This window comes from Desulfobacterales bacterium (genome assembly GCA_029211065.1).
Classification (GTDB): domain Bacteria; phylum Desulfobacterota; class Desulfobacteria; order Desulfobacterales; family JARGFK01; genus JARGFK01.
Window position 1 is genome coordinate 15,581 of record JARGFK010000014.1, and the last position, 19,665, is coordinate 35,245.

At 52.1% G+C, this 19,665-nt stretch carries 18 protein-coding genes and 1 tRNA gene; 6 read left to right on the forward strand and 13 right to left on the reverse strand.

Features of this window, described 5'->3' with window-relative positions; translation table 11 throughout:
- Positions 1 to 48 precede the first annotated feature (48 nt).
- The 7 genes from dnaB to P1P89_04920 all read right to left on the reverse strand — a co-directional run bounded on the left by dnaB (position 49) and on the right by P1P89_04920 (position 4,831).
- Positions 49 to 1,413: a replicative DNA helicase gene (gene dnaB / locus P1P89_04890; GenBank protein ID MDF1590832.1), complete on the reverse strand. Its 1,365-nt coding sequence runs from the start codon at positions 1,411 to 1,413 to the stop codon at positions 49 to 51.
- 77 nt (positions 1,414 to 1,490) lie between these two features.
- Positions 1,491 to 1,934: a 50S ribosomal protein L9 gene (rplI, locus tag P1P89_04895; protein ID MDF1590833.1), complete on the reverse strand. Its 444-nt coding sequence runs from the start codon at positions 1,932 to 1,934 to the stop codon at positions 1,491 to 1,493.
- Between the two features lie 37 nt (positions 1,935 to 1,971).
- Positions 1,972 to 2,937 carry a DUF2232 domain-containing protein gene (locus P1P89_04900; protein ID MDF1590834.1) on the reverse strand — a complete coding sequence of 322 codons (966 nt, stop codon included), beginning with the start codon at positions 2,935 to 2,937 and terminating at the stop codon, positions 1,972 to 1,974.
- A 40-nt stretch (positions 2,938 to 2,977) separates the two neighbouring features.
- Positions 2,978 to 3,256 carry a 30S ribosomal protein S18 gene (gene rpsR, locus P1P89_04905; GenBank protein MDF1590835.1) on the reverse strand — a complete coding sequence of 93 codons (279 nt, stop codon included), beginning with the start codon at positions 3,254 to 3,256 and terminating at the stop codon, positions 2,978 to 2,980.
- Position 3,257: 1 nt separating this feature from the next.
- Positions 3,258 to 3,764, reverse strand: a complete 507-nt coding sequence (rpsF, locus tag P1P89_04910) for a 30S ribosomal protein S6 (protein ID MDF1590836.1) — start codon at positions 3,762 to 3,764, stop codon at positions 3,258 to 3,260.
- A 171-nt stretch (positions 3,765 to 3,935) separates the two neighbouring features.
- A tRNA-Lys gene (locus P1P89_04915) sits at positions 3,936 to 4,012 on the reverse strand.
- A 63-nt stretch (positions 4,013 to 4,075) separates the two neighbouring features.
- Positions 4,076 to 4,831 (reverse strand): RNA 2'-phosphotransferase, encoded by a 756-nt coding sequence (locus P1P89_04920; protein MDF1590837.1) that lies wholly within the window; start codon positions 4,829 to 4,831, stop codon positions 4,076 to 4,078.
- 104 nt (positions 4,832 to 4,935) lie between these two features.
- On the opposite strand from P1P89_04920, the gene hemL reads away from it, so the two are divergent.
- A complete protein-coding gene (gene hemL, locus P1P89_04925) occupies positions 4,936 to 6,228 on the forward strand; it encodes a glutamate-1-semialdehyde 2,1-aminomutase (protein ID MDF1590838.1) in 1,293 nt (430 codons plus the stop codon).
- 269 nt (positions 6,229 to 6,497) lie between these two features.
- On the opposite strand, the gene P1P89_04930 is transcribed toward hemL, so the two are convergent.
- The 3 genes from P1P89_04930 to P1P89_04940 form a co-directional block, all read right to left on the reverse strand.
- A complete protein-coding gene (locus tag P1P89_04930) occupies positions 6,498 to 7,424 on the reverse strand; it encodes a M23 family metallopeptidase (protein ID MDF1590839.1) in 927 nt (308 codons plus the stop codon).
- An 87-nt stretch (positions 7,425 to 7,511) separates the two neighbouring features.
- Entirely contained in the window at positions 7,512 to 7,877 is a 366-nt protein-coding gene (locus tag P1P89_04935; protein MDF1590840.1) for a hypothetical protein, read from the reverse strand.
- Between the two features lie 548 nt (positions 7,878 to 8,425).
- A complete protein-coding gene (locus P1P89_04940) occupies positions 8,426 to 9,922 on the reverse strand; it encodes a sigma-54-dependent Fis family transcriptional regulator (GenBank protein ID MDF1590841.1) in 1,497 nt (498 codons plus the stop codon).
- Positions 9,923 to 10,395: 473 nt separating this feature from the next.
- On the opposite strand from P1P89_04940, the gene P1P89_04945 reads away from it, so the two are divergent.
- The 5 genes from P1P89_04945 (at position 10,396) to P1P89_04965 (ending at position 16,909) form a co-directional block, all read left to right on the forward strand.
- Positions 10,396 to 11,469 carry an ornithine cyclodeaminase family protein gene (locus P1P89_04945; GenBank protein MDF1590842.1) on the forward strand — a complete coding sequence of 358 codons (1,074 nt, stop codon included), beginning with the start codon at positions 10,396 to 10,398 and terminating at the stop codon, positions 11,467 to 11,469.
- A gap of 41 nt (positions 11,470 to 11,510) precedes the next feature.
- Positions 11,511 to 12,983 (forward strand): UbiD family decarboxylase, encoded by a 1,473-nt coding sequence (locus P1P89_04950; protein ID MDF1590843.1) that lies wholly within the window; start codon positions 11,511 to 11,513, stop codon positions 12,981 to 12,983.
- Between the two features lie 81 nt (positions 12,984 to 13,064).
- Positions 13,065 to 14,060, forward strand: coding sequence for an FAD binding domain-containing protein (locus P1P89_04955; GenBank protein MDF1590844.1), 996 nt, complete (start codon positions 13,065 to 13,067; stop codon positions 14,058 to 14,060).
- 14 nt (positions 14,061 to 14,074) lie between these two features.
- Complete coding sequence (locus P1P89_04960; protein ID MDF1590845.1) at positions 14,075 to 14,569, forward strand: (2Fe-2S)-binding protein; 495 nt, start codon at positions 14,075 to 14,077, stop codon at positions 14,567 to 14,569.
- A 9-nt stretch (positions 14,570 to 14,578) separates the two neighbouring features.
- Positions 14,579 to 16,909 carry a xanthine dehydrogenase family protein molybdopterin-binding subunit gene (locus P1P89_04965; protein ID MDF1590846.1) on the forward strand — a complete coding sequence of 777 codons (2,331 nt, stop codon included), beginning with the start codon at positions 14,579 to 14,581 and terminating at the stop codon, positions 16,907 to 16,909.
- A 75-nt stretch (positions 16,910 to 16,984) separates the two neighbouring features.
- Here the strand turns inward: P1P89_04965 and P1P89_04970 are convergent, their stop codons facing one another.
- From P1P89_04970 to P1P89_04980, 3 genes are read right to left on the reverse strand one after another with little or no spacing between them, the layout of a single operon-like run.
- Positions 16,985 to 17,515: a class II aldolase/adducin family protein gene (locus tag P1P89_04970; GenBank protein ID MDF1590847.1), complete on the reverse strand. Its 531-nt coding sequence runs from the start codon at positions 17,513 to 17,515 to the stop codon at positions 16,985 to 16,987.
- On the reverse strand, positions 17,512 to 18,297 hold the full coding sequence (locus P1P89_04975) for a VWA domain-containing protein (GenBank protein MDF1590848.1): 786 nt from the start codon (positions 18,295 to 18,297) through the stop codon (positions 17,512 to 17,514). Before P1P89_04975 ends, P1P89_04970 begins: the two co-directional genes overlap by 4 nt.
- 19 nt (positions 18,298 to 18,316) lie before the next feature.
- Positions 18,317 to 19,300, reverse strand: a complete 984-nt coding sequence (locus tag P1P89_04980) for a hypothetical protein (protein ID MDF1590849.1) — start codon at positions 19,298 to 19,300, stop codon at positions 18,317 to 18,319.
- Positions 19,301 to 19,665: the final 365 nt, after the last annotated feature.

Consider the following 19,665-nt stretch of genomic DNA (forward strand, 5'->3'; position numbering starts at 1 on the left):
CGCAAACAAAAAGAAAAGGCGGGATAACGCTTTAAGATAGTGGTCACTTTATTCCCGTGTGGTAAGATTTTCAAAACGGGTGTAGGCCCCGAAAAATTTAATATTAACATCGCCGATGGGCCCATTGCGCTGTTTTTTCAGCAGGATTTCAGCGGTTCCTTTTTTGGGGTTGTTTTCATCTTTATTGTAAACTTCGTCACGGTAGATAAACGCAACCACATCCGCGTCCTGTTCAAGGGCTCCGGATTCCCTTAGGTCTGAAAGCAGGGGACGTTTGTCCTGCCGTTCCTCCAGCTTCCGGTTGAGCTGGGACAAGGCGATGACCGGCAGGCTGAGTTCCTTGGCCAGTATTTTTAAGGATCGCGAGATCTCCGAAATTTCAAGATCTCTGCGTTCAGCCGAGGCGCGCGTCTTCATCAGCTGCAGGTAATCGATAATAATCAGGCCGATGTCTTTGTCTATTTTGAGCCGGCGGGCCTTTGCCCGAATTTCAACCACCGAGATATCCGGCGAATCATCTATGAAAATGGGGGCATCGGCCAGGATGCCGGCGGCATCGGTTAGTTTGACCCAGTCTTTTTTACCGAAAAAGCCGCTGCGTAAACGGGATGAATCAATTTTTGCCTCGGTGCACAGCATCCGCATGGAGAGTTGTTCCTTGGCCATTTCAAGTGAAAATATCGCCACGGGGATATTGGCTTCCACCGCAACATTTCTGGCGATATTAAGGGCAAATGCGGTTTTCCCCATACTGGGACGACCGGCCAGAATAATCAGGTCCGAATTTTGGAAGCCGGATGTCAGGCCGTCAAGGTCGGTAAATCCGGTGGGAACACCGGTAACCAGACTCTTGTTGCCCTGACGTTCTTCCAGGGTATCGATATTGTCTTCGATTATTTTGCCGAGGGGGAAAAAGGCCGGCCGGATTTTGTTCTGGGATATTTCGAAAATCGCGTTTTCGGCAAAATCGATGACCTCGGAGACGTCGCCCGGGTTTTGGAAACACTGTTTACTGATGGCATTGGCTTTTTCGATCAGGCGGCGCAGGCAGGCCTTATCACGAATGATTTTAGCATAATGCTGGGCATTGACGGCCAGCGGGACGGTGTCTACGATGGAGGCAAGATAAGATGCCCCGCCGGTTGCTTCCAGTTCGCCTTTCTCCCGCAGCAGGTTGCTCAGGGTGACAAGGTCCACCGGTTCGTTTTTGGAAAAAAGTTCGGTGATGGCGGAAAAGATTTTTTGGTGGGCGGATCGATAGAAATCCGCCGGCCCCAGGATGTCCATGATATCCAGCAGCGTTTGGTTATCAATTAAAATGGCGCTCAGGATCGATTCTTCCGCCTCAAGACTTTGAGGAGGAAGGTGCTGGAGTAAAGGATCTTTTTGGGTTTGTAATCGGCTGCCGGCCATCAGTTCAACTGTTCTAAAAGTTGTTTAAAAAAATGGGCGTTTTGCCGTCACCCATTTTTGTCTGTGAACCCTGCCAATTATTCCGGTGTGATTTCCACGGTGATTTCCGGTTCTACATCCGTATAGATACGGATCGGTACTTTGAATGAGCCGAGGGTTTTGATGGGTTCACCCAGAAGGATCATTCTTTTTTCAATTTGAATATCCTGGGCAGACAGAGCCGCGGCGATGTCCCGGGTCGTTATCGAACCGTACAGGCGGTCCTCTTCGCTGACCTTTGCCTGCAGTTTACACACAACGCCATCCAGCCGCTTGGCCATTTCTTCGGCAATCTTTCTTTCCTTGGCGATTTGAATGTTAAGCTTGGCTTTTTCCTGCTGCAGCATTCGGTGATTTTCCGGTGTGGCAAGAACCGCTTTTTTCTGTGGCAAAAGATAGTTTCGGGCGTATCCGGCTGCAACGACGACTTCGCTGCCGATGATTCCCAGGGAATCAATGGTTTCTTTTAAAATTACTTTCATTTAAGGGCCTCCACTATGAATTGAAAAATCCTGTTTTTCAGGAGTCTTCTGATATTGACCGGCCGGTTTCAATTTTTCTGAAATTTAGCCAGGTATCGAACAAACCCAACCCGATCACAAACAGCAGGAACAGTTGTTGCAAGGCAATCAGGCTGTATAAAAAAAATCTCAGCATGGGCGGAAGCCGCTTTTTATCAAAAAAAAATGACACAACGGCAATCCCTGCAAAAAAATATATCGTCAGCAGAATTATCAGCCCATTCAGGCCAAGCATTTTAAACGATTTAGCCCCGGTCAGCAACAATCCACCGGACCCGATGACGCCCCACACGAGAAAATCGGGCGACCGCCACCGGTTAAGGGCGCCATACCCGGGAAAAAACAGGCTTTTGCGGATCAGGATCAGCCTGGCCATCAGCAGGTTCATCCATGAAACAAACAGAATCGAAGCAACAGCCAACCCGGGTATAATTCTTACAATAGCGTATTGAATATCTTTTAAAGAACCGGCTATCAGACGGACATTTTCATCCGACATGCCCATGCGCTCATACATTGCCAGAGAAAATTCCAGATTCATAAGGACATAATCTGAAACCAGCTTATAGATCCCCGTTTGGGATCCGATACTGTAAAAGAACAAAGCCAGCATGCCGATCAGCAGAACCGAGCCGGCTGCGAATCCGATGGTTATTTCCACCGTCAGATTCATTTCGATCAGCTCGGCCAGAACAAACCCGAGGATGATCAGTCCGGCAAAGAACACGGCTTCGAAGGACAGGCTGCCGGTAACCACGACCACGGCGGTAATGGTCACTGCCGGAACAATGCCACCATTTTTACGGCCGAGCTTGGACCTGTAAAAAAGGACCGGCAGCGGGAGAAATAGTGCACAAAACAACCCCAGGAGCGGCATATAAATTGAAACGGCGAAAATTGAGATGGTAATTGTTATACCGCTCAGAATGTCCCTTGACACTTTGCCCTGGTTGGGTTGAGGCACTATCCGCTTCTCCTTTGAGGCAGCCCGGAATAAGGATCAATTAAAATTCCGATGTGCCTACATAAGGCAGGAGCGCAATGGTCCGGGCGCGTTTAATCGCCACTGTCAGAGAACGTTGATGTTTCGCACAAGTTCCCGATATTCGCCGGGGGATAATTTTACCACGCTCTGTAATAAAATATTTTAATGCCCTTGCATCCTTGTAGTCAATTTCCAGCTTGCTGTCTGCACAAAAGCGGCAAACTTTTCGTCGATGATATACTTTTCGTTTACGGCCGCTATCATTATTGGCGCGTTTACGGATGGGTGGGGGTGCCATTTTAGGATTCCTCCTTGTTGTTTTCAGCCGGGGCTGGCGCCGGATCGGTCGGTTTCGCTTCGACTTCGGCAGTTTCGACAGGGGATGACGCAGGCTTGGCTTCGGCCGCCTGAGACGCCGATTCTTCAAGGGCGGCAGCCTTGGCCTCGGCCGTCCGTGACGCCGATTCTTCCAGAGCGGCAGCCTTGGCTATTTCTTCCTGGATGTGCTCGGGGTCAACCTTTTCTGCCTGCATGATCGTCATAAATTTTAAAACCCTGTCATCGATTCTAAAAAACCGCTCGATTTCATCAACAAGGGGGCCGGAACCGCAGTAGTCAATACGGGAGTAGAATCCACGCACCTTTTTCTTGATTTCGTAAGCGAGCTTTTTGGTTCCCCAGTTGTCAATCTTGACCAGGATTCCGTTTTGTTGCGGGATCAGTTCCCTGACCCTGTCAAAGACAGGCTCTCGCTGTTCATCCCCAACATCGGGATTCACAATCACAATCGTCTCATATCTACGCATAAAACCTCCTTTTGGCTATTCAAGCCCCGGCAAAAAGCCGGAGCAAGGACGGATATGAATTTAAAAACGTAAAAAAATATCATTATAAAATATTATATGTCAAGTTGAATTTATTTTAAATATAAAGGGGCCGGCTTTTTTAAATGATAAGCCAACCCCGCTTTCAGCTTTTGGTGGGCCGTGTTGGAATCGAACCAACAACCTACTGATTAAGAGTCAGGTGCTCTGCCTAGTTGAGCTAACGGCCCTCTGGTCAATTCAATCATGAACGGTTAGGCTCATATCAACTTTGCCGGGGCGTGTCAAATTTTTTATAGGTCCGGCCACATTTTATCCTTTCTTTTTTTCTGGTTTTTGCGGTCTTTTTTCCAGGCGATGTCCTTTTTTCTTTGTTTGTCGCGAAAATGCGGCCCAGGAGGCTTTGGGCCGGGCAAATCCAGCAGGAAAGTGCCGGCAGATTTGTGCGGATATATTTCCGCTACAATCGCCTCTTTTAGCGGTTTCGGCCTTTGTTTGGCCACGGGGGGGCTGGTGAAGCAATCGAACGGGACGGTTTCCGTCAGAAAGAGTGTCTGGCCAAGTTGATGAAAAACAGACCCCCTGTCCAACATTTTCGGGACGATTACCGTCAGCAGGACCGGCATGGGGTCTTTACGCTTTCCCATTCGCACAGCCATATCGCTGCTGGAAGACAGTACGACCCGGGAGTGTCCCATTGGAAAAACGCCTTTTTCCAGGACAACCGCATGCGCTTTTCGACGGACACAGGTAAAGAGAAGTTTCGGAAGGTTTTGAGCAGGCGTTGGCCGGGGAAGTTGCGTGCGGTTTTTGGCACGGATGGTATCTGTCTTTATTTCGATGGCCGGGTCCGGGACTGTTAAAAGAATTTCAGCAAGATGCTGACGGCGGACATATCGCCAGCCGTCTTCTTCGCTGATTACCTGAAGCAGTTCCTTGACCTTAATGAAGCCGTCTCCATCCGGCACCAGACCGAATTCATCCGGCTGGCGTCCCAGCATGTACGCCAAGAGCTTAGAGAGATGTTTTGGGTCCCTGCGCAGCGTCACGATTAAAACCTTCCTTGACCCGGGTATTCGGGTTTGTTATCTGTACCAAATAAAACAAAAGAAGCCAACTCTAACCGTCCAGAGAACGAAAGGATATAAAACACATGCTGAAGACTGAAACTTCCAACAAACTTTTTAAAAAGGCAACGGAAATCATTCCCGGTGGTGTTAACAGTCCGGTGCGGGCCTGTCGGTCGGTGGGAACCGAGCCTATTTTTATTGATCGTGCCCAGGGCAGTTGGCTGTATGATGTGGACGGGAACCGTTATATCGATTACATCGGCTCATGGGGGCCCATGATTCTCGGCCACCGCCATCCGCAAGTCCTGGAGGCCATCGCCTCGGTTCTTAAACGCGGGACCAGCTTTGGGGCGCCGACCGACCTTGAAATCCAATTGGCGCAACTGGTCATTGAGGCCGTTCCCTCTATTGAAATGGTCCGGATGGTGAATTCCGGTACAGAAGCAACCATGAGCGCCATTCGGCTGGCACGGGGCGTTACCGGTCGGGAACAGATTGTGAAGTTTGACGGCTGCTATCATGGACATGCCGATTCGCTCATGGTTGAGGCGGGGTCCGGCGTCGCCACACTGGGAATTCCCGGGAGTCCCGGTGTGCCGGCGGCCTTTGTTGCAAGCACGCTGTCATTGCCGTATAACGACATTGATTGTGTAAAGTCCGTCTTTGCGGCTCAGGGTGAAAAGATTGCCTGCGTCATTGTGGAGCCGGTGGCGGGAAACATGGGACTGGTTTCCCCCGCCCCCGGTTTTCTGGAAACCTTGAGGGATCTGACCGTCCGCGCCAACAGCATTTTGATATTCGACGAGGTCATGACCGGGTTTCGGGTGGCGTACGGGGGCGCCCAGTCTTTGTATGGAATCAGCCCTGACATTACCTGCCTGGGAAAAATTATCGGCGGCGGGATGCCGGTGGGCGCTTACGGCGGAAAACGCGAGGTCATGGAACATGTGGCTCCCCAGGGGCCGGTATATCAGGCCGGGACGCTCTCCGGCAACCCGGTTGCCATGGCAGCGGGTATAGCCACCCTGAAGGAGTTGCAAAAGTCCGATTTCTACAAGGCGCTGGAAAAAAAATCCGTGCGCCTGTCCGACGGCCTGGCCGGGGCAGCCCAAAAGGCAGGGATTCCGGTGGCCATCGACAGGGTCGGCTCCATGCTGGGCCTTTTTTTTACAAAGCCGCCGGTGCGAAGTTTTAAAGATGCCAAAACCAGCAATTTAGATCAATTCAAGGCGTATTATAAGGGGATGCTGCAGGAGGGGATTTACCTGGCGCCTTCTCAATTTGAAGCGCTGTTTGTTTCGGCCGCACATACGGCTGAAGATATTGATGCGACTGTGGCGGCTGCCGCGAAGGTGCTGGCCGGGATCGACCGATAGGTTTATATTGACGGATCCTTTGGGAGTTTTTTGCACTTTTTCATACAGGTCCGTGTAGAAAAGGATACGGACAGGGCGTGTCGGTCCTATATAAAACAGCCCCTATAAAACCAAACTGCTCAGTTGGGATGACCATTTTATGTATGGAAAGCTGTTTTAATAATTGGCTTGACCTAACCTTTGCACAGTTTTGTGTGCAGGGATGCACACAAAACTGTGCACCTGACGCTGGGGCTTAAATCCCTCAACGCACCTATATTTAGATTCTTTTAATCCAGAATGTATGCCCTTGGTTTAACCGGGATGCCGTTTACAAGGACCTCGTAATGCAGATGCGGTCCCGTTGTTCTTCCGGAAGTACCAATAAAACCGATACCTTCTCCTCTTTTTAAGTTGTTCCCCTGTTTTTTTGACAACGTCTTCAGGTGGCCATAACGGGTGGTCATTCCATGACCGTGGTCAATAACGATCATTTTACCCATGCTCCCCTTGGGGCCGGCAAAGGTTATGAGGCCGTCACCCGTTGCAAAGATTGCCTGGCCGTTTACAGCGGCAATATCGATTCCTTTGTGAAATTCACGCAAGCCGGTAAAGGGCGAGTTGCGGTATCCGAATCCGGAAGATATCCACCCATCGGTGGGCCATATGGAAGGGGTCGAGGACAGCAGACTGCGTTGGTCTTCCAGATAGTCCAGCAATGCCATAAACCCCTTGCGTTGGGCCATGGTGGCTTCATCCACCTGTTTGAGTTGCGTGTGCATTTCACGCAGTAAATCATCATGGCTTTCATCAACGGGAACATTTATCTCCATATCGGCCGGGATCGGGCCGCCAATGCCGAACAGGCTGCCTGATCCGGGCGTTGCTTCTATGTTGGAAATGATTCTTATTTTTTTTTCAAACTGATCAAACGCCAAGACGGCAGATTTTAACCTGTTTATTTCACTTGCAAAAAATTGAATCTGGCGTCGCTGGCGGGATATTTCATCCGATTGAAGCGTTAGTTTGTGCCGCATATTAAAAGCGGTGCCGTGAGCCTCTTTGAGATTTCCATAATCAATGGCATAAGCGGTCATAACCGCCAACCCGGCTGCCAGGAGGCACAGCAGAGACACGATCCGGTTTGTGGAAACCGAAAGCGACTGGAGGCGTGCGCTGTGTTCGCGGAATACAAATACGGTAATTTTTTTGGACATATCTATTTATCAACAGCCGGCATCTGAATCGTTTAAGCAGGTCGATCTGTGCAACGACCAGTTATTTAAACATAACTAATTGACATATTAATGAATTGTCTGTAAAGCCGCATCCTTAATAATTGCCAGTTCGATCAAATAATGTCCTTTGAAGCGACCCTGTTCATCCCTGGCGATCTGTTTGATCTGGGTTTCCAGATCCACAGTGGGACACAACGAATCGGTGCTGTAGTATCTGCTTTTAAAAACAGTACCCACCTTGAGCTGGTTCAGAAGGGCTGAATCTTCTTTAACCATGATAAACATGGGCTCTGATGAAAAATTCCAGATTTTAAACTGATAGAGCATCTTCAGTTCCTGGATTAAGAGTTCGACACTGTAAAAATTGGCCGCTTGCCGCTGTGATAGATGGTCCTGCTGCGATGGGCCTGACTCGGTCTCCCAAAAATTCATAATTTCCCCCTCTCGCCGGGATCATTGAAGCATTTCTGACGGATGGGCTCACACGTCAGTTCACAATATTCAATGCAAAATGAATGCCAGCATGGAAAATAATCCCCTGCAAAAAAACGTGAAGCTTTTTTAGGGATAAATGCAGCGGTATGTTGAACCGCCGTCATCACTGTGAAATTTGTTTTATAGCAATTGTCAAAATTCCGTTCCGATTAAGCCGCTGGACAATTCCGTTTCAATCGGCAAAAACTCGCAAATAAGCGTGCGTAGCAATTGAACTCGGCCTGGATATTTAGAGCATTTCAAGAAGATCAACTGATGAACAAATCAAGTCCATCAGATGAGGTTCAATTGAACGCACTCTAATTTGCTCAAACAGTTTGCCGACCGAAACAGAACAATCCGGCGGCTGGTGTTCAAGCTATAAACCTCATTCAATGGGAACATATTTTTGACAACCACTCTAGACCGGAGCAGAGAGGGGCTGCCGACCATTGGGGTTTTAGAACGACTTATCGGCATGTGGGGGAAAACGGAGAGGACCTGAATCAGGAAAGGCTATATTTTGATATCAGGCGCGAAAGGTATGTCCGCTGGATATTCATTATTTGAGCGGCCCGGCTGCGGTTGCCTTCGGTGTGCTTGAGGTTCAGGGCAATGAATTCCTTTTTGAAATTATTGACGGCCTCCTCCAGTGTCAATCCGACCTGTAGGCAGGTGCCCGCCGGTTCTGATACGGAAAAAGGCAGATCCTGTGGTAAAATCTTCTTGCCGTCTCCCATGACAACCGCCCGTTCCAGAACATTGCGCAGCTCCCTGATATTGCCGGGCCAGTGATAGAGAAACAGTTTTTCCATGGCCTCTTTTGATATGGTCAGATACGTGCTGCCGGATTCCTGCTTGAAGATGTCCAGAAAATATTCGGACAACAGCGGGATGTCTTCCATGCGATCTCTTAAGGACGGCATGTTGATCTGGACCACGTGCAGACGATAGTATAAATCATCTCTGAAGCGGCCGGCGGCAACCTCCTCGTCCAGTATTTTATTGGTTGCGGAGATGACCCTGACATCCACGGCAATGGGCGTATTTCCACCCAGGCGGTAGAAGCGGCCCTCCTGCAGAACCCGCAGCAGTTTCGCCTGCATTCCCGGGCTCATTTCAGCGATTTCATCCAGAAAAATGGTGCCCTTGTCGGCCAGTTCAAATTTGCCGATTTTGCGGCTGGTAGCCCCGGTAAAAGCGCCTTTTTCATGACCGAAAAGTTCATCTTCCAGCAGGGTTTCCGGCAGAGCGGCACAATTTATAATAATCAACGGCTTATCTTTGCGCGGTCCGGCGCCGTGAATCAAGCGCGCCAACAGCTCCTTGCCGGTTCCGCTTTCTCCCAGAATCAGGGCGCTGGATTTTGAGTTGGCGACTTTAAAGGCATCGGAAATAACATTTCTAAAGGCCGAGCTTGTGCCGACAAGCTGGAATTTAAAGCCGAGTTCTTCTTTCAGATCGACGTTTTCATTTTTAACCTGTTCGATTTTCTTGGCATTGCCGATGGCCAGGGCAGCCAGATCGGCAAATTCTTTCAGTATTTTCATGTCGGTTTTTTGAATGGCACTGCCGTCTGTCTTATCGATAATCTGGACCACACCGATGGTGTCGCCATCCATCTTCATGGGTACACAGGCAATGGAGCGGGTTTCAACCCCAAGGGACTCGCTTATTTGCTTATACCAGCGCGGATCCTTGCGGACGTCCGATATCAGAAGCGGTTTTCCCTTGGCGGCAACATAACCGGCAATTCCCTGCCCGATGTTCAGCTTAAAGGCCTTGACCTCATCCTTTTTTTCACCGGTGGCAGCCTTAAAATAAAGTTTGCGGGTCTGTTGATCCAGCAGCAGCAGGGAACTCGCCTTGGCGTGCATCATCCGGCTGGCTGACTGCAGGATCAGCTCCAGCAGACGGTCCAGGTCCTGTATCGAAGATACCCACGATGAGATTTCTTTCAGCTGTGTGATGGGCCCCTTAGCTTTCAGCGTTGATGATGCCATGAGTTTATCCGTTTGCCTTTCGGAACATAATGGTTGAAGCGCGCACACCTGTATACTTTTTTAAACGGTGTTATTATAATATAAAGAACAAGTTTGTGTCAATTCAGACCTTAAAAGGCCGGTTTTGGGGATGCCGTTACATGCCAGTGGGGTGGGAAGATATAGATGAAAATACGCTGCAATCCTCTCTGTGCCTTGTTCCTGATGGATGGACTGAAAGATCCTGCGGTACTGCTGTTTATCAGATTCGAAAAACGATTGCTCAAAATATTCGCACGGATGATATCCAGGGGGTTTTTGCTTGACTTGGGCCCTGTTTTTTTATTAGTTAAAATGTAGTCATAATGTAATTACACCCGGAAAAAACCATTGGGTCAGAGGCGCGTCTAAGATAGTTGTGTGTGCTGAGAGAGACTTTAAGGATAACGCGTTTTGTCTGAGATCAGAGTCTCATTCCTGAAAGGAGGACGGCAATGCCCATCGTTTTAACCCATGAAGAGGTTGAAGGCATTCTGACGATGGCCGATACCATCGAAGCCCTGGAAAAAGCCTATGAACAGCTGGGGCAGGGAAAAGCAATCACCCGGCCGCGCTCCGATATCATTATACCGGGTTATTCCGAGTGGGCCGGAGCGATTTACGCCCTTAAAACCATGGACGGGGCGGTGCCGGAAATGGGGTATGCTTCCATCCGACTGAATTCCGACACGGTTCACTGGCCTGTAAAAAACGGCAAACAGTATCGTGAAAAAATACCCACCATGCCGGGAAATCGCTGGATGGCGCTGGTGCTGCTGTTCAGCGTCCGGAACGGAGAATTGCTGGCGATCATGCCGGACGGGGTGGTGCAGCGAAACCGGGTGGGGGGCACCAACGGTCTGGGCGCCAAATATATGGCGCGCGGCGATGCAAAGGTATATGGACTTTTCGGCACCGGCTGGCAGGCCGGGGGGCAGTTGATGGCGGTTGCGGCCGTGCGGGACTTGGAACGGGTAAAGGTATACAGCCGCAACTCCGACAGTCGCAAAGCTTTTGCTGAGCATTGGCGCAAACGGCTGTCGCTTGATATTCAGGCGGTGGATAGTCCCGAGGATGTGGTCAAGGAGAGCGACATTGTCGGGCTTGCCACCAGTACGATTGAACCGATTTTTAAAACAGCCTGGCTGACGCAAGGGCTGCATCTCACCTGTATCAAACCGCCGGAATGCGAGGCCACTGTTTACCAAAAAGTGGATCGGCTGGCCATCAATTTCAAACATGGCTATCCCAACCACTATTACCTGGGCCAAAAACCGGTGGATGCGCTGGAAAAGGCCTGGACGACCGGGAAGGAAATGAATTTAGACGGGGTACCGGAACTGTGTGATCTTATTACAGGCAAAGCCGTATCCCGGCAGGATGACAGCGAGACCAATTGTTTTTTAAACAATATCGGCCTGGGTTTTCAGTTTTCCGCTGTGGCCGGCCGGGTGTATGAGCTTGCCAGAGAGAAAGGGATCGGAAAAGAATTGCCTCTGGACTGGTTTACCCAACCGGTCCATCCATAAAAACGAGCGTCCATTATTTACATAAGGAGGAATAAAACGACATGACAGATACGCTAAAGAGCAGCATGAATCATCACGTTCCATTTGACGACCTGCGGCAGTGGATGGCAGAGGCCGATAAGCTGGGCGAACTGCGCAAGGTCGACGGCGCCACCTGGCAGGAAGAGATCGGGATGGCCACCGAGCTGCTGCAGCACGACGAAAAAGCGCCCACGGTCTTGTTTGACAACATCCCCGGCGCACCGGCGGGCTACCGGGTACTGGTTAACTTTTTCGCCGGCAAACGCATGAACATGACACTGGGCTTTCCCACCGATTTAAGCAAGTTTGAGCTGAGCCGGGCGTTTATGGATGTCTACCGGCGTGGTCTGGAAAACTTGATCCCCCATGAAATCGTAACGGACGGCCCGGTCCTGGAAAATGTCATCACCGGGGATGACGTCGATGTCACCAAGTTTCCGACGCCGATCTGGCATGAGGCCGATACCGGCCGGTATATCGGCACCGGCAGCTTCGACGTGACCCGCGATCCGGATGAGGGCTGGATTAATACCGGCACCTACCGGGTCATGATTCATGACGCCAAACGGGTCGGGTTCTACATTTCCCCCGGCAAGCACGGCCGTGTTCACAGAGACACATACATGGCCCGGGGAGAAGCCATGCCGGCCTGTATCGTCATCGGCAGCGACCCCCTGATGTTTTTGATGTCAAGCACCGAAGTGCCCCACGGCGTGTGCGAATATGATGTGGCCGGCGCGATCCGCAACCGGCCGATGCCGATTGTCAAGGGACAGATCACAGGGCTTCCCTTTCCAGCCAACGCCGAAATCGTGCTGGAAGGGTTTGTGGAGCCGGGCAACCTGCTGCCGGAAGGGCCCTTCGGCGAGTGGACCGGTTATTACGGCAGCGATGTCCGGGAAGAACCGGTTCTGGATATCAAGGCCATTTATCATCGCAACGATCCCATCATCCTGGGATGCCCGCCCCAGCGGCCGCCGGAAGAACAGTCGCGCTACCGCGCGGTGATCCGCTCGGCCCTGATTTGGGACCAGGTTTTAAAGGCGGGCGTGCCCGATGTTAAAGCGGTTTGGACGCATGAATGCGGCGGTTCCCGCCTCTTGACGGCGATATCCATCAAACAGCGCTACCCCGGCCATGCCAAACAGGCCGGTGTTATTGCTTCGCAATGCCGGGCCGGCGCCTATGCCGGGCGGTTTGTGATCGTCGTCGACGACGATGTCGATGTGACCGACCTGGACTTCGTCATGTGGGCGGTGTGCACGCGCTGTGATCCGGCTACGTCCATTAATGTTCTGACCAATACCTGGAGCACGCCGCTGGATCCCCGCATCGATCCAAAGGACAAGGCCATGGGCAACAACACCAACTCCCGGGCAATTATCGACGCCTGTCGTCCGTATCACTGGCGCCACCAGTTTCCCAAAGTAAACATGCCGAGTCCGGAAACAACCAAAAGAGCCTGGGAAAAGTTTTCGTACCTGTTTAAATAGTCCCGGCGTTTTAGCTTAAGGATCGATCCAGCTATCGAACGGCGTAGGGGTGCGACCGCGGGTCGATTTAAGGAATTGAACATGCGGCTGCCGAAATTCTCATGTGTGAAAGTTGCGTCTGTGGAAGAGGCCTCCCGCCTGCTGGCGCAGCCGGACGTTGAAACCTGTCTGTCGGCAGGCGGTACGGAGCTTTTACCTCGCATGAAATACGGGCTCTCTCGCCCCCAAAAGCTCATCAGCCTTAAGGGGGTGGCAGCGGAAGCGCCGGTATTGGGGGAAGACGGCAGCATCCAACTGCACGCCCTGATGACGCTGTCGGCGGTGGCGGCGTCTCACCTTGTTCAGGAAAACGCGCCGGTTCTTGCGGCCGCTGCGGCCGCGGTCGGTTCCAACGAAATCCGCAACATGGCCACTCTGGGAGGCAATTTATGCCAGGACAGTCGCTGTCTTTACTACAATCAACCGCACGATTTCCAGTTTACGGCACCCTGTTTTAAGCGGGGCGGCGATCAGTGCTATTTTATCCCCGCAGGGAAAAAGTGCCGGGCGGTTTTCATGGCAGACACCGCGCCGGCATTAATCAGCCTGGGGGCAAACGTCTATGTCGTGGGACCGGTAGGCTCTGGCAGCATACCACTGGAAAAGCTTTACAGCAACGATCCCCTGCGGCCGGTAACACTGGCTTCCGGGGAGATTCTCTCCCGGATAATAATCCCGGCCCGGCCGATGCAACGGGTAGAGGCCTTTGCTAAATTCAGCTGGCGGCCCGGTTTTGAATTCAGTGCCGTCAGCGTGGCTGTTGTTCTGGATCTGGATGAGGATCGGCAGACCTGCCGCAGTGCCCGGCTTTCGGTGGGATCCATAGCGGCAGGGCCCCTGCGGCCCCTCAAGGCCGAGGCGGTCCTTGCGGGCGGGCGCCTGAGCGACAAAGTGATTACAGCGGCTGCCGATCAGGCCGCAGCGGAAATCCATCCGGTTCCGCATCATGGTTATTCCCGGGTCTATCTGACAGAATGTTTGAGGGCTCAGGTCCGGCGGGTTTTACATTCAGCCATCGGGCCGCTTGCTAAAACATAAGGGGAGGGACCAGCATGGTTGAGTATACCGGGAAAAGGCTGATCCAATTGAACATCAATGGCGAGCAGTTTTCACTGGCTGTCGAGCCCCAGGAGACATTGCTTGAGGTGTTGCGAAACCAGTTGGGACTGACCGGAACCAAGGATGGCTGCGGCACGGGAGAATGCGGCGCCTGTACGGTCCTGATGGATGGAAAACCGCAACTGGCCTGTCTGCTGCTGGCAATTGATTGCCAGCAGGTGAAGATCACCACCATAGAAGGGCTGAGCACAGGGAGGCAGCTGACCTCCGTCCAGGAAGCCTTTCTGGAAGAGGGCGCTGTTCAATGCGGATTCTGTACGCCCGGCATGGTGTTGGCGACATCCGCCTTGTTAACGGAAAACAGCCGGCCATCCGAAAAAGAAATTAAAAAAGCGCTTGAGGGCCATCTGTGCCGCTGCACCGGATATAACAAGATTATCTCAGCGGTTCAACAGGCTTCGGCAAAGATGACCCGGAATGTAACCTAAGGAGTCGACATGGGCGGCCTGGATTATGTAGGTAAACGGATATTGCGAAAAGACGGCCCCCTCAAGGTGACCGGTCAGGCAACGTATACGGTGGATATCCGGCCAAGCGGGCTGCTGACGGGACGGATTCTGCGAAGCCCGCATCCCCATGCCCGCATTCTGAACATTGACATCTCCCGGGCGCTCCAGCTGGCGGGTGTCAGGGCGGTGATCACCGCCAAAGATGCCCCCGGAATCAAACACGGTTTTGTCGAGACGCCCCGCTATCCGGCGGATCAGTGGCCCCTGGCAGCCAATCGGGTCCGGTATGTCGGCGAGGAGATCGCTGCGGTGGCGGCCGTTGATTCCCATGTTGCCGCAGAAGCCCTGTCGCTGATCCGGGTGGACTATGAACCGCTTCCGGCGGTATTCGAACCGGAAGAGGCCATGGGGACGGATGCGCCCGAGATTCATCCGCGGCATCCCAAAATCACGGACCCTTTCAGCAATATCGCCGGCAAAACCGATTCCGGCTGGGGGGACGTTGCGGAAGGTTTTGCCCGATCCCACTACGTTCGGGAAGACCGCTTCCAAAGCCATCTGCGAACCCACGGGTATCTGGAACCGCAGGTGACCGTGGCTGATTTTGAATCGAGCGGCAAACTGAATGTGTGGACCTCTTCACAGGGTCCGTTTATCAAACGCGCCAAGCTGGCCCGGACCCTTGGTCTTGCGCAGTCGGCGGTCCGAATTCATCAGGCTTATGTGGGGGGCGCTTTCGGCGGCAAGATCGACCTCTTTTCCCATGAATTTTGCGCGGCCCTGCTGTCGCTCAAATCCGGGCGGCCGGTGAAAATTGAAGCCTCGCGCGATGAGATTTTTTCAGCCTATCGTCACGGGCAGCCGCTGATTGTGGAGTTGAAAACCGGCGTCAAAAAGAATGGGGCCCTGCTGGCTCAGCAGATTCGGGTCATTAACAACTGCGGCGCGTATCGCGGCAGCGGCGCCGTAATTATTTTTCTTTCCTGGGGCTTTGTGATGCTGCCCTATCGCCTGCCCAATCTGAAATATGAAGGATTTGCGGTCTACACCAACAATTCGGTCCGGGCCCCCCAGCGCGGTCACGGCGCTCCCCAGATCCGTTTCGCCGTGGATTCCCAGTTGGACATGATTGCCGCAGAATTGGGAATGGACCCCATCGCTATCCGTCTTAAAAACGCGCGGCAGTCCGGCGAATCCCTTCCCAACGGCGACAACGTGCACAACTGCGGCCTCAGCCAATGCATTCAAAAAGCGGCCGACCATACCGGCTTTCAACAAAAATACGGCCGCAAGCGGTCCACGGCCGGGCCAACAGATCCGGTCCGTCGCGGCATCGGCATCGGGGTGAGTTCCTATTTCAGCGGGTCGCTGATTTACCCCAACAGTTCTTCGGTAGTGGTGAAAATGAATGACGACGGTTCAGCCACGCTGCTTACCGGTGCGCTGGATATCGGCCAGGGGGCCGAAACCATCCTTTGCCAGATTGTGGCCGAAGAGTTAAAAATACCAATGGATGAGATCGAGGTCATTGCGGCGGATACCGAAACAACGCCGGTGGACATCGGTTCGTGGATCAGCGGCAATGCCTATGTGACCGGCAATGCCGCGCGGGTTGCCGCAACCGAGGTCCGCAAAAAACTGCTGGAACTGGCGGCGGAAGAACTGGAGGCCAATCCGGATGATCTGGTGGTCGCAAACAAAAGTGTTTATGTGGCCGGTTCGCCGGACCGGCGGCTGTCTTATGGGCAGTTGATTGCCGCCGGCATTCGCAAGCGGCGCGGTGATCCCCTGATCGGCGAGGGCCACTGGCGCACCATGAAGGACGTACCTTTTCACCCAAGCCTGGCAACCACGAAAGGCCGCTGGAGTGAAAATTACGCCTTTGACGCCCAGGTCGCTGAGGTCGAGGTGGATACCGAAACCGGAGTCGTCCGCCTGCTGCGGGCGGTTACGGCGCACGACTGCGGCTTTCCCATCAATCCGCTCCTGGTGGAAGGACAGATCGACGGTCAGGTGTCCATGGCGCTCGGACACGCCTTCATGGAGGAAGTCCGTATGGAGGCCGGCCGTACCTTAAACCCCAGTTTTTTAGAGTACCGCATGCCCACCATACATCAGGTGGCCGTCTCCGAACATATCGACGTCATCACCGAAAGTTATCAAAAAGATCGACCCTACCGCACCAAGGAAGTGGGCGAGGGGTATGTGTCGGCCATCCTGGCGGCGATTGCCAATGCCATTTACGATGCGGTGGGTGTCCGTCTTTTCGAAACGCCCTTTACCCCGGAAAAGATTTTAAAAGGACTGGGTAAAATATAGGGCGCCTCCCACGGTCTCTTTTATAGCGGCTGTCAGATAAATTCCCATGGATAAGCTTCAGTTGAGAATAGATTGTCAACGGAGCATACTGGCCGGGGCAACTCTTATTCCGGCTTCGGCTAGCTTCAGCCAGTTGTCCCAGGCCCTTTGAATCCGGTCCGACCGGGACAGGGCAACCCCGTGGGCCCCTATTTCCTTTTCATTGAAATAGCGTACAGCCTTTTTTCCCAGGCATTGGGCCTGATACTGGAGCCGGGCGGATTCGTTCAGAAAGACCGCCCGGACCACCGCTTCTTCCACGCTGCCGCCGGTGACGACATTGCCGTTGCCCCTGAGCAGAATGGCGTTGCCGTTACCCAGCTTATCGATCATCTGATCACCGATGTGGGCCACATCAGCGAGCTGCGGTTCATCCAGCAAGGCTGTTTCTCCCATCAGGATGGCGCCGAAGTCATGGACCGGCCTGACCGGCTCCATGCGTATACCGAACACTTCGCACCAGGGACTCTGGGTTCGGGCGACCGCCATCACTTCCGGTCGGGCCTTATAGATGTTGACGTGCAGAAAAACCTCATTGGGGGCGCCGCCGGGAGAATTTTTGGTCAGCTTGTTTCCCTGAAAGTCAACCGCTTCTCGAAATCGATTAGGGAATGTCCATAGCGATGTGGTGAGAAATCCGCCCCGCTTTCACTGAAATAGCGCGCCCAAAATGTTTGTATGGATCGAAATTTGTTGGGATCGGCCGCACTGGCACCCGCTACGTAGACCTTAACGCCGTTTAACTTGGGGATGAGGTTGTTTTCTTGCCGAAACTTGATGGCTGTGCTGATATACTGGCTGGTCATCTCGTCCCGATCAAATTTGTATTCCTTTGAATCCTGGATCATGTCGGACAGGATCACCAGAATTTTCCGTCGATTCTTTTCGTCGTGAAAAATGGTATCTGCAATATTCAGAGAATTTAGAATTTCGGTCTGCAGCGTCCCCTGCTTGCGAGATAAAAGCCGATTGACCTCCCTTCTGATTTTCTGTTTGGTCTTCGTCAGGTTATTTTCAAACTGCAGACGATTCACCCAGATTGATTTTGTTGGAATTTCCTCATTCACTGCCGCCTTGAAATCGATGTAGGAACGGCCGGTGATGGTCCCCACCACCACACGATCCCCCTGCCCCAGGTGCTGATAGATCATCTCAAAGGCCTCTTTATAGACCGTTCGTCGGGCATTATTGGTGCTGCCCGACATATCAACAAAGATGACAATCGCCCGGGAACCTTTTTCGGGCGTTACGGGTTTTTCAGAGGCGTCGACCCGCCCCTCCATTTGGCTGCATAGCAAAAGCGCGCCAAGAAGGATAACATCGAATAGTTTGAATTTAAGCTGCTTCATTTGGATAACCTCCTTAACTTCACAAAAGGGCCTGACCGGCCACTAATCTCAGCTGGCTGGTCACGGTTTCCAATTTTCTGTTGTCGTCCTCTTTGTCGAAATCAACACCCAGTTCATGATCAAGTTCAAAGGATTTGGGTTTTTCATGGTCGGGCCGCACACGCTGGTTGATTTTGCGGTAGTAATATATTATTTCTTGGGTTCGCTGCTGGATTCGATGTAGTTTTTGCTGCTGCTTTGTAAGAATCTTTCGATACCTTGCCTCGATGGTTCGCATGGCCTTATTGAGCTGGTTGGTCCTGCGATGTAAATGTTCGAGGTTGGGGTCCCTGTCATGCGCAAAATAGGAACAGAGGGTGGCGGCAGCCAGGATAACCAGATTCAGTCCCACAAAGGCGGCGCCTATCACCGTACTGTTGCCGAAGCTGCCGACAGCGCCCGTTTTGCTAAGATCGCCCAAGTACTGGACACGCACATAGCCGATGGAAACCAAGCCCCCGATGGTTAGGATGAGAAGTGTTCCGATCCCGATGGCATTCTTCCACCAGGGAACAGACCAGCGTTTGAAAAGGATCCCCATGGCGTGGGCAATCCAAGGTATTGCGACAGCCACCCCTACCGCCATGATCCAGGTGAAAATCTGGCTTTCCCCGAATACTGAAAATGCTAAAGAATTCATGGGAATTTCACTCAGGACGAATAAAAGCATCAACGCATAGTATTTCATCCGGCTCAGCTCCACGCTCGGTTCGCTGCGACCGATCTTGGCAGAATGGGTATCATAGTCTTTGGAAATGCGCTGATAATCCTTAAACAGGGGTTTGTGTCTTCCGTTCAGGGTTTCTAATTTAGGACCGTATGAAGAGATTATCTGGCGGGCGCCATTCCGGGCCATTGCCATCAACTCTTGCTCGAACTGAGAAAATTGCGGATCATTCTTGCCGGGAAGATTGTTTTTGGCATCATTTACGGCATTTTGCCGCGCCTTTAATTTGCTATACATATTTCCCCCTTATCTGTTTAAGTGTCATTAAACGAAGAAGGCTCCGAAATGTTACCTGTGTTGGTTCCGGATAATTGAAGAACCTTGCAGCCCCGCCTTGCGGGACGGGGTTAGCGCTCGCTGTTGCGGTTCAATATGAGCAAAGAATATGCCAGATGACGGCCGGCAATTATTATGATTATAAATTCTGTAGGTTAATGTCTGAAACCCCTTATAAGCATAACGGCCGTCTTTATTTTTATTACAAAAAAAGATACACATCGTATGAAAAATGTCATTTATATCCCGTCGCTGGGGAAAAGGGGCGCGTTGCGTGAAAATGGGGACGTTCCCACTCTTTAATTTTGCCGTGTGAATTTCATTTT

Coding starts and splice junctions, on each gene's coding strand:
- dnaB (MDF1590832.1), bottom strand. CDS start 1,413: ATGGCCGGCAGCCGATTACAAACCCAAAAAGATCCTTTACTCCAGCAC.
- rplI (MDF1590833.1), bottom strand. CDS start 1,934: ATGAAAGTAATTTTAAAAGAAACCATTGATTCCCTGGGAATCATCGGC.
- rpsR (MDF1590835.1), bottom strand. CDS start 3,256: ATGGCACCCCCACCCATCCGTAAACGCGCCAATAATGATAGCGGCCGT.
- rpsF (MDF1590836.1), bottom strand. CDS start 3,764: ATGCGTAGATATGAGACGATTGTGATTGTGAATCCCGATGTTGGGGAT.
- hemL (MDF1590838.1), top strand. CDS start 4,936: ATGCTGAAGACTGAAACTTCCAACAAACTTTTTAAAAAGGCAACGGAA.
- P1P89_04930 (MDF1590839.1), bottom strand. CDS start 7,424: ATGTCCAAAAAAATTACCGTATTTGTATTCCGCGAACACAGCGCACGC.
- P1P89_04935 (MDF1590840.1), bottom strand. CDS start 7,877: ATGAATTTTTGGGAGACCGAGTCAGGCCCATCGCAGCAGGACCATCTA.
- P1P89_04940 (MDF1590841.1), bottom strand. CDS start 9,922: ATGGCATCATCAACGCTGAAAGCTAAGGGGCCCATCACACAGCTGAAA.
- P1P89_04945 (MDF1590842.1), top strand. CDS start 10,396: ATGCCCATCGTTTTAACCCATGAAGAGGTTGAAGGCATTCTGACGATG.
- P1P89_04950 (MDF1590843.1), top strand. CDS start 11,511: ATGACAGATACGCTAAAGAGCAGCATGAATCATCACGTTCCATTTGAC.
- P1P89_04955 (MDF1590844.1), top strand. CDS start 13,065: ATGCGGCTGCCGAAATTCTCATGTGTGAAAGTTGCGTCTGTGGAAGAG.
- P1P89_04960 (MDF1590845.1), top strand. CDS start 14,075: ATGGTTGAGTATACCGGGAAAAGGCTGATCCAATTGAACATCAATGGC.
- P1P89_04965 (MDF1590846.1), top strand. CDS start 14,579: ATGGGCGGCCTGGATTATGTAGGTAAACGGATATTGCGAAAAGACGGC.
- P1P89_04975 (MDF1590848.1), bottom strand. CDS start 18,297: ATGAAGCAGCTTAAATTCAAACTATTCGATGTTATCCTTCTTGGCGCG.
- P1P89_04980 (MDF1590849.1), bottom strand. CDS start 19,300: ATGTATAGCAAATTAAAGGCGCGGCAAAATGCCGTAAATGATGCCAAA.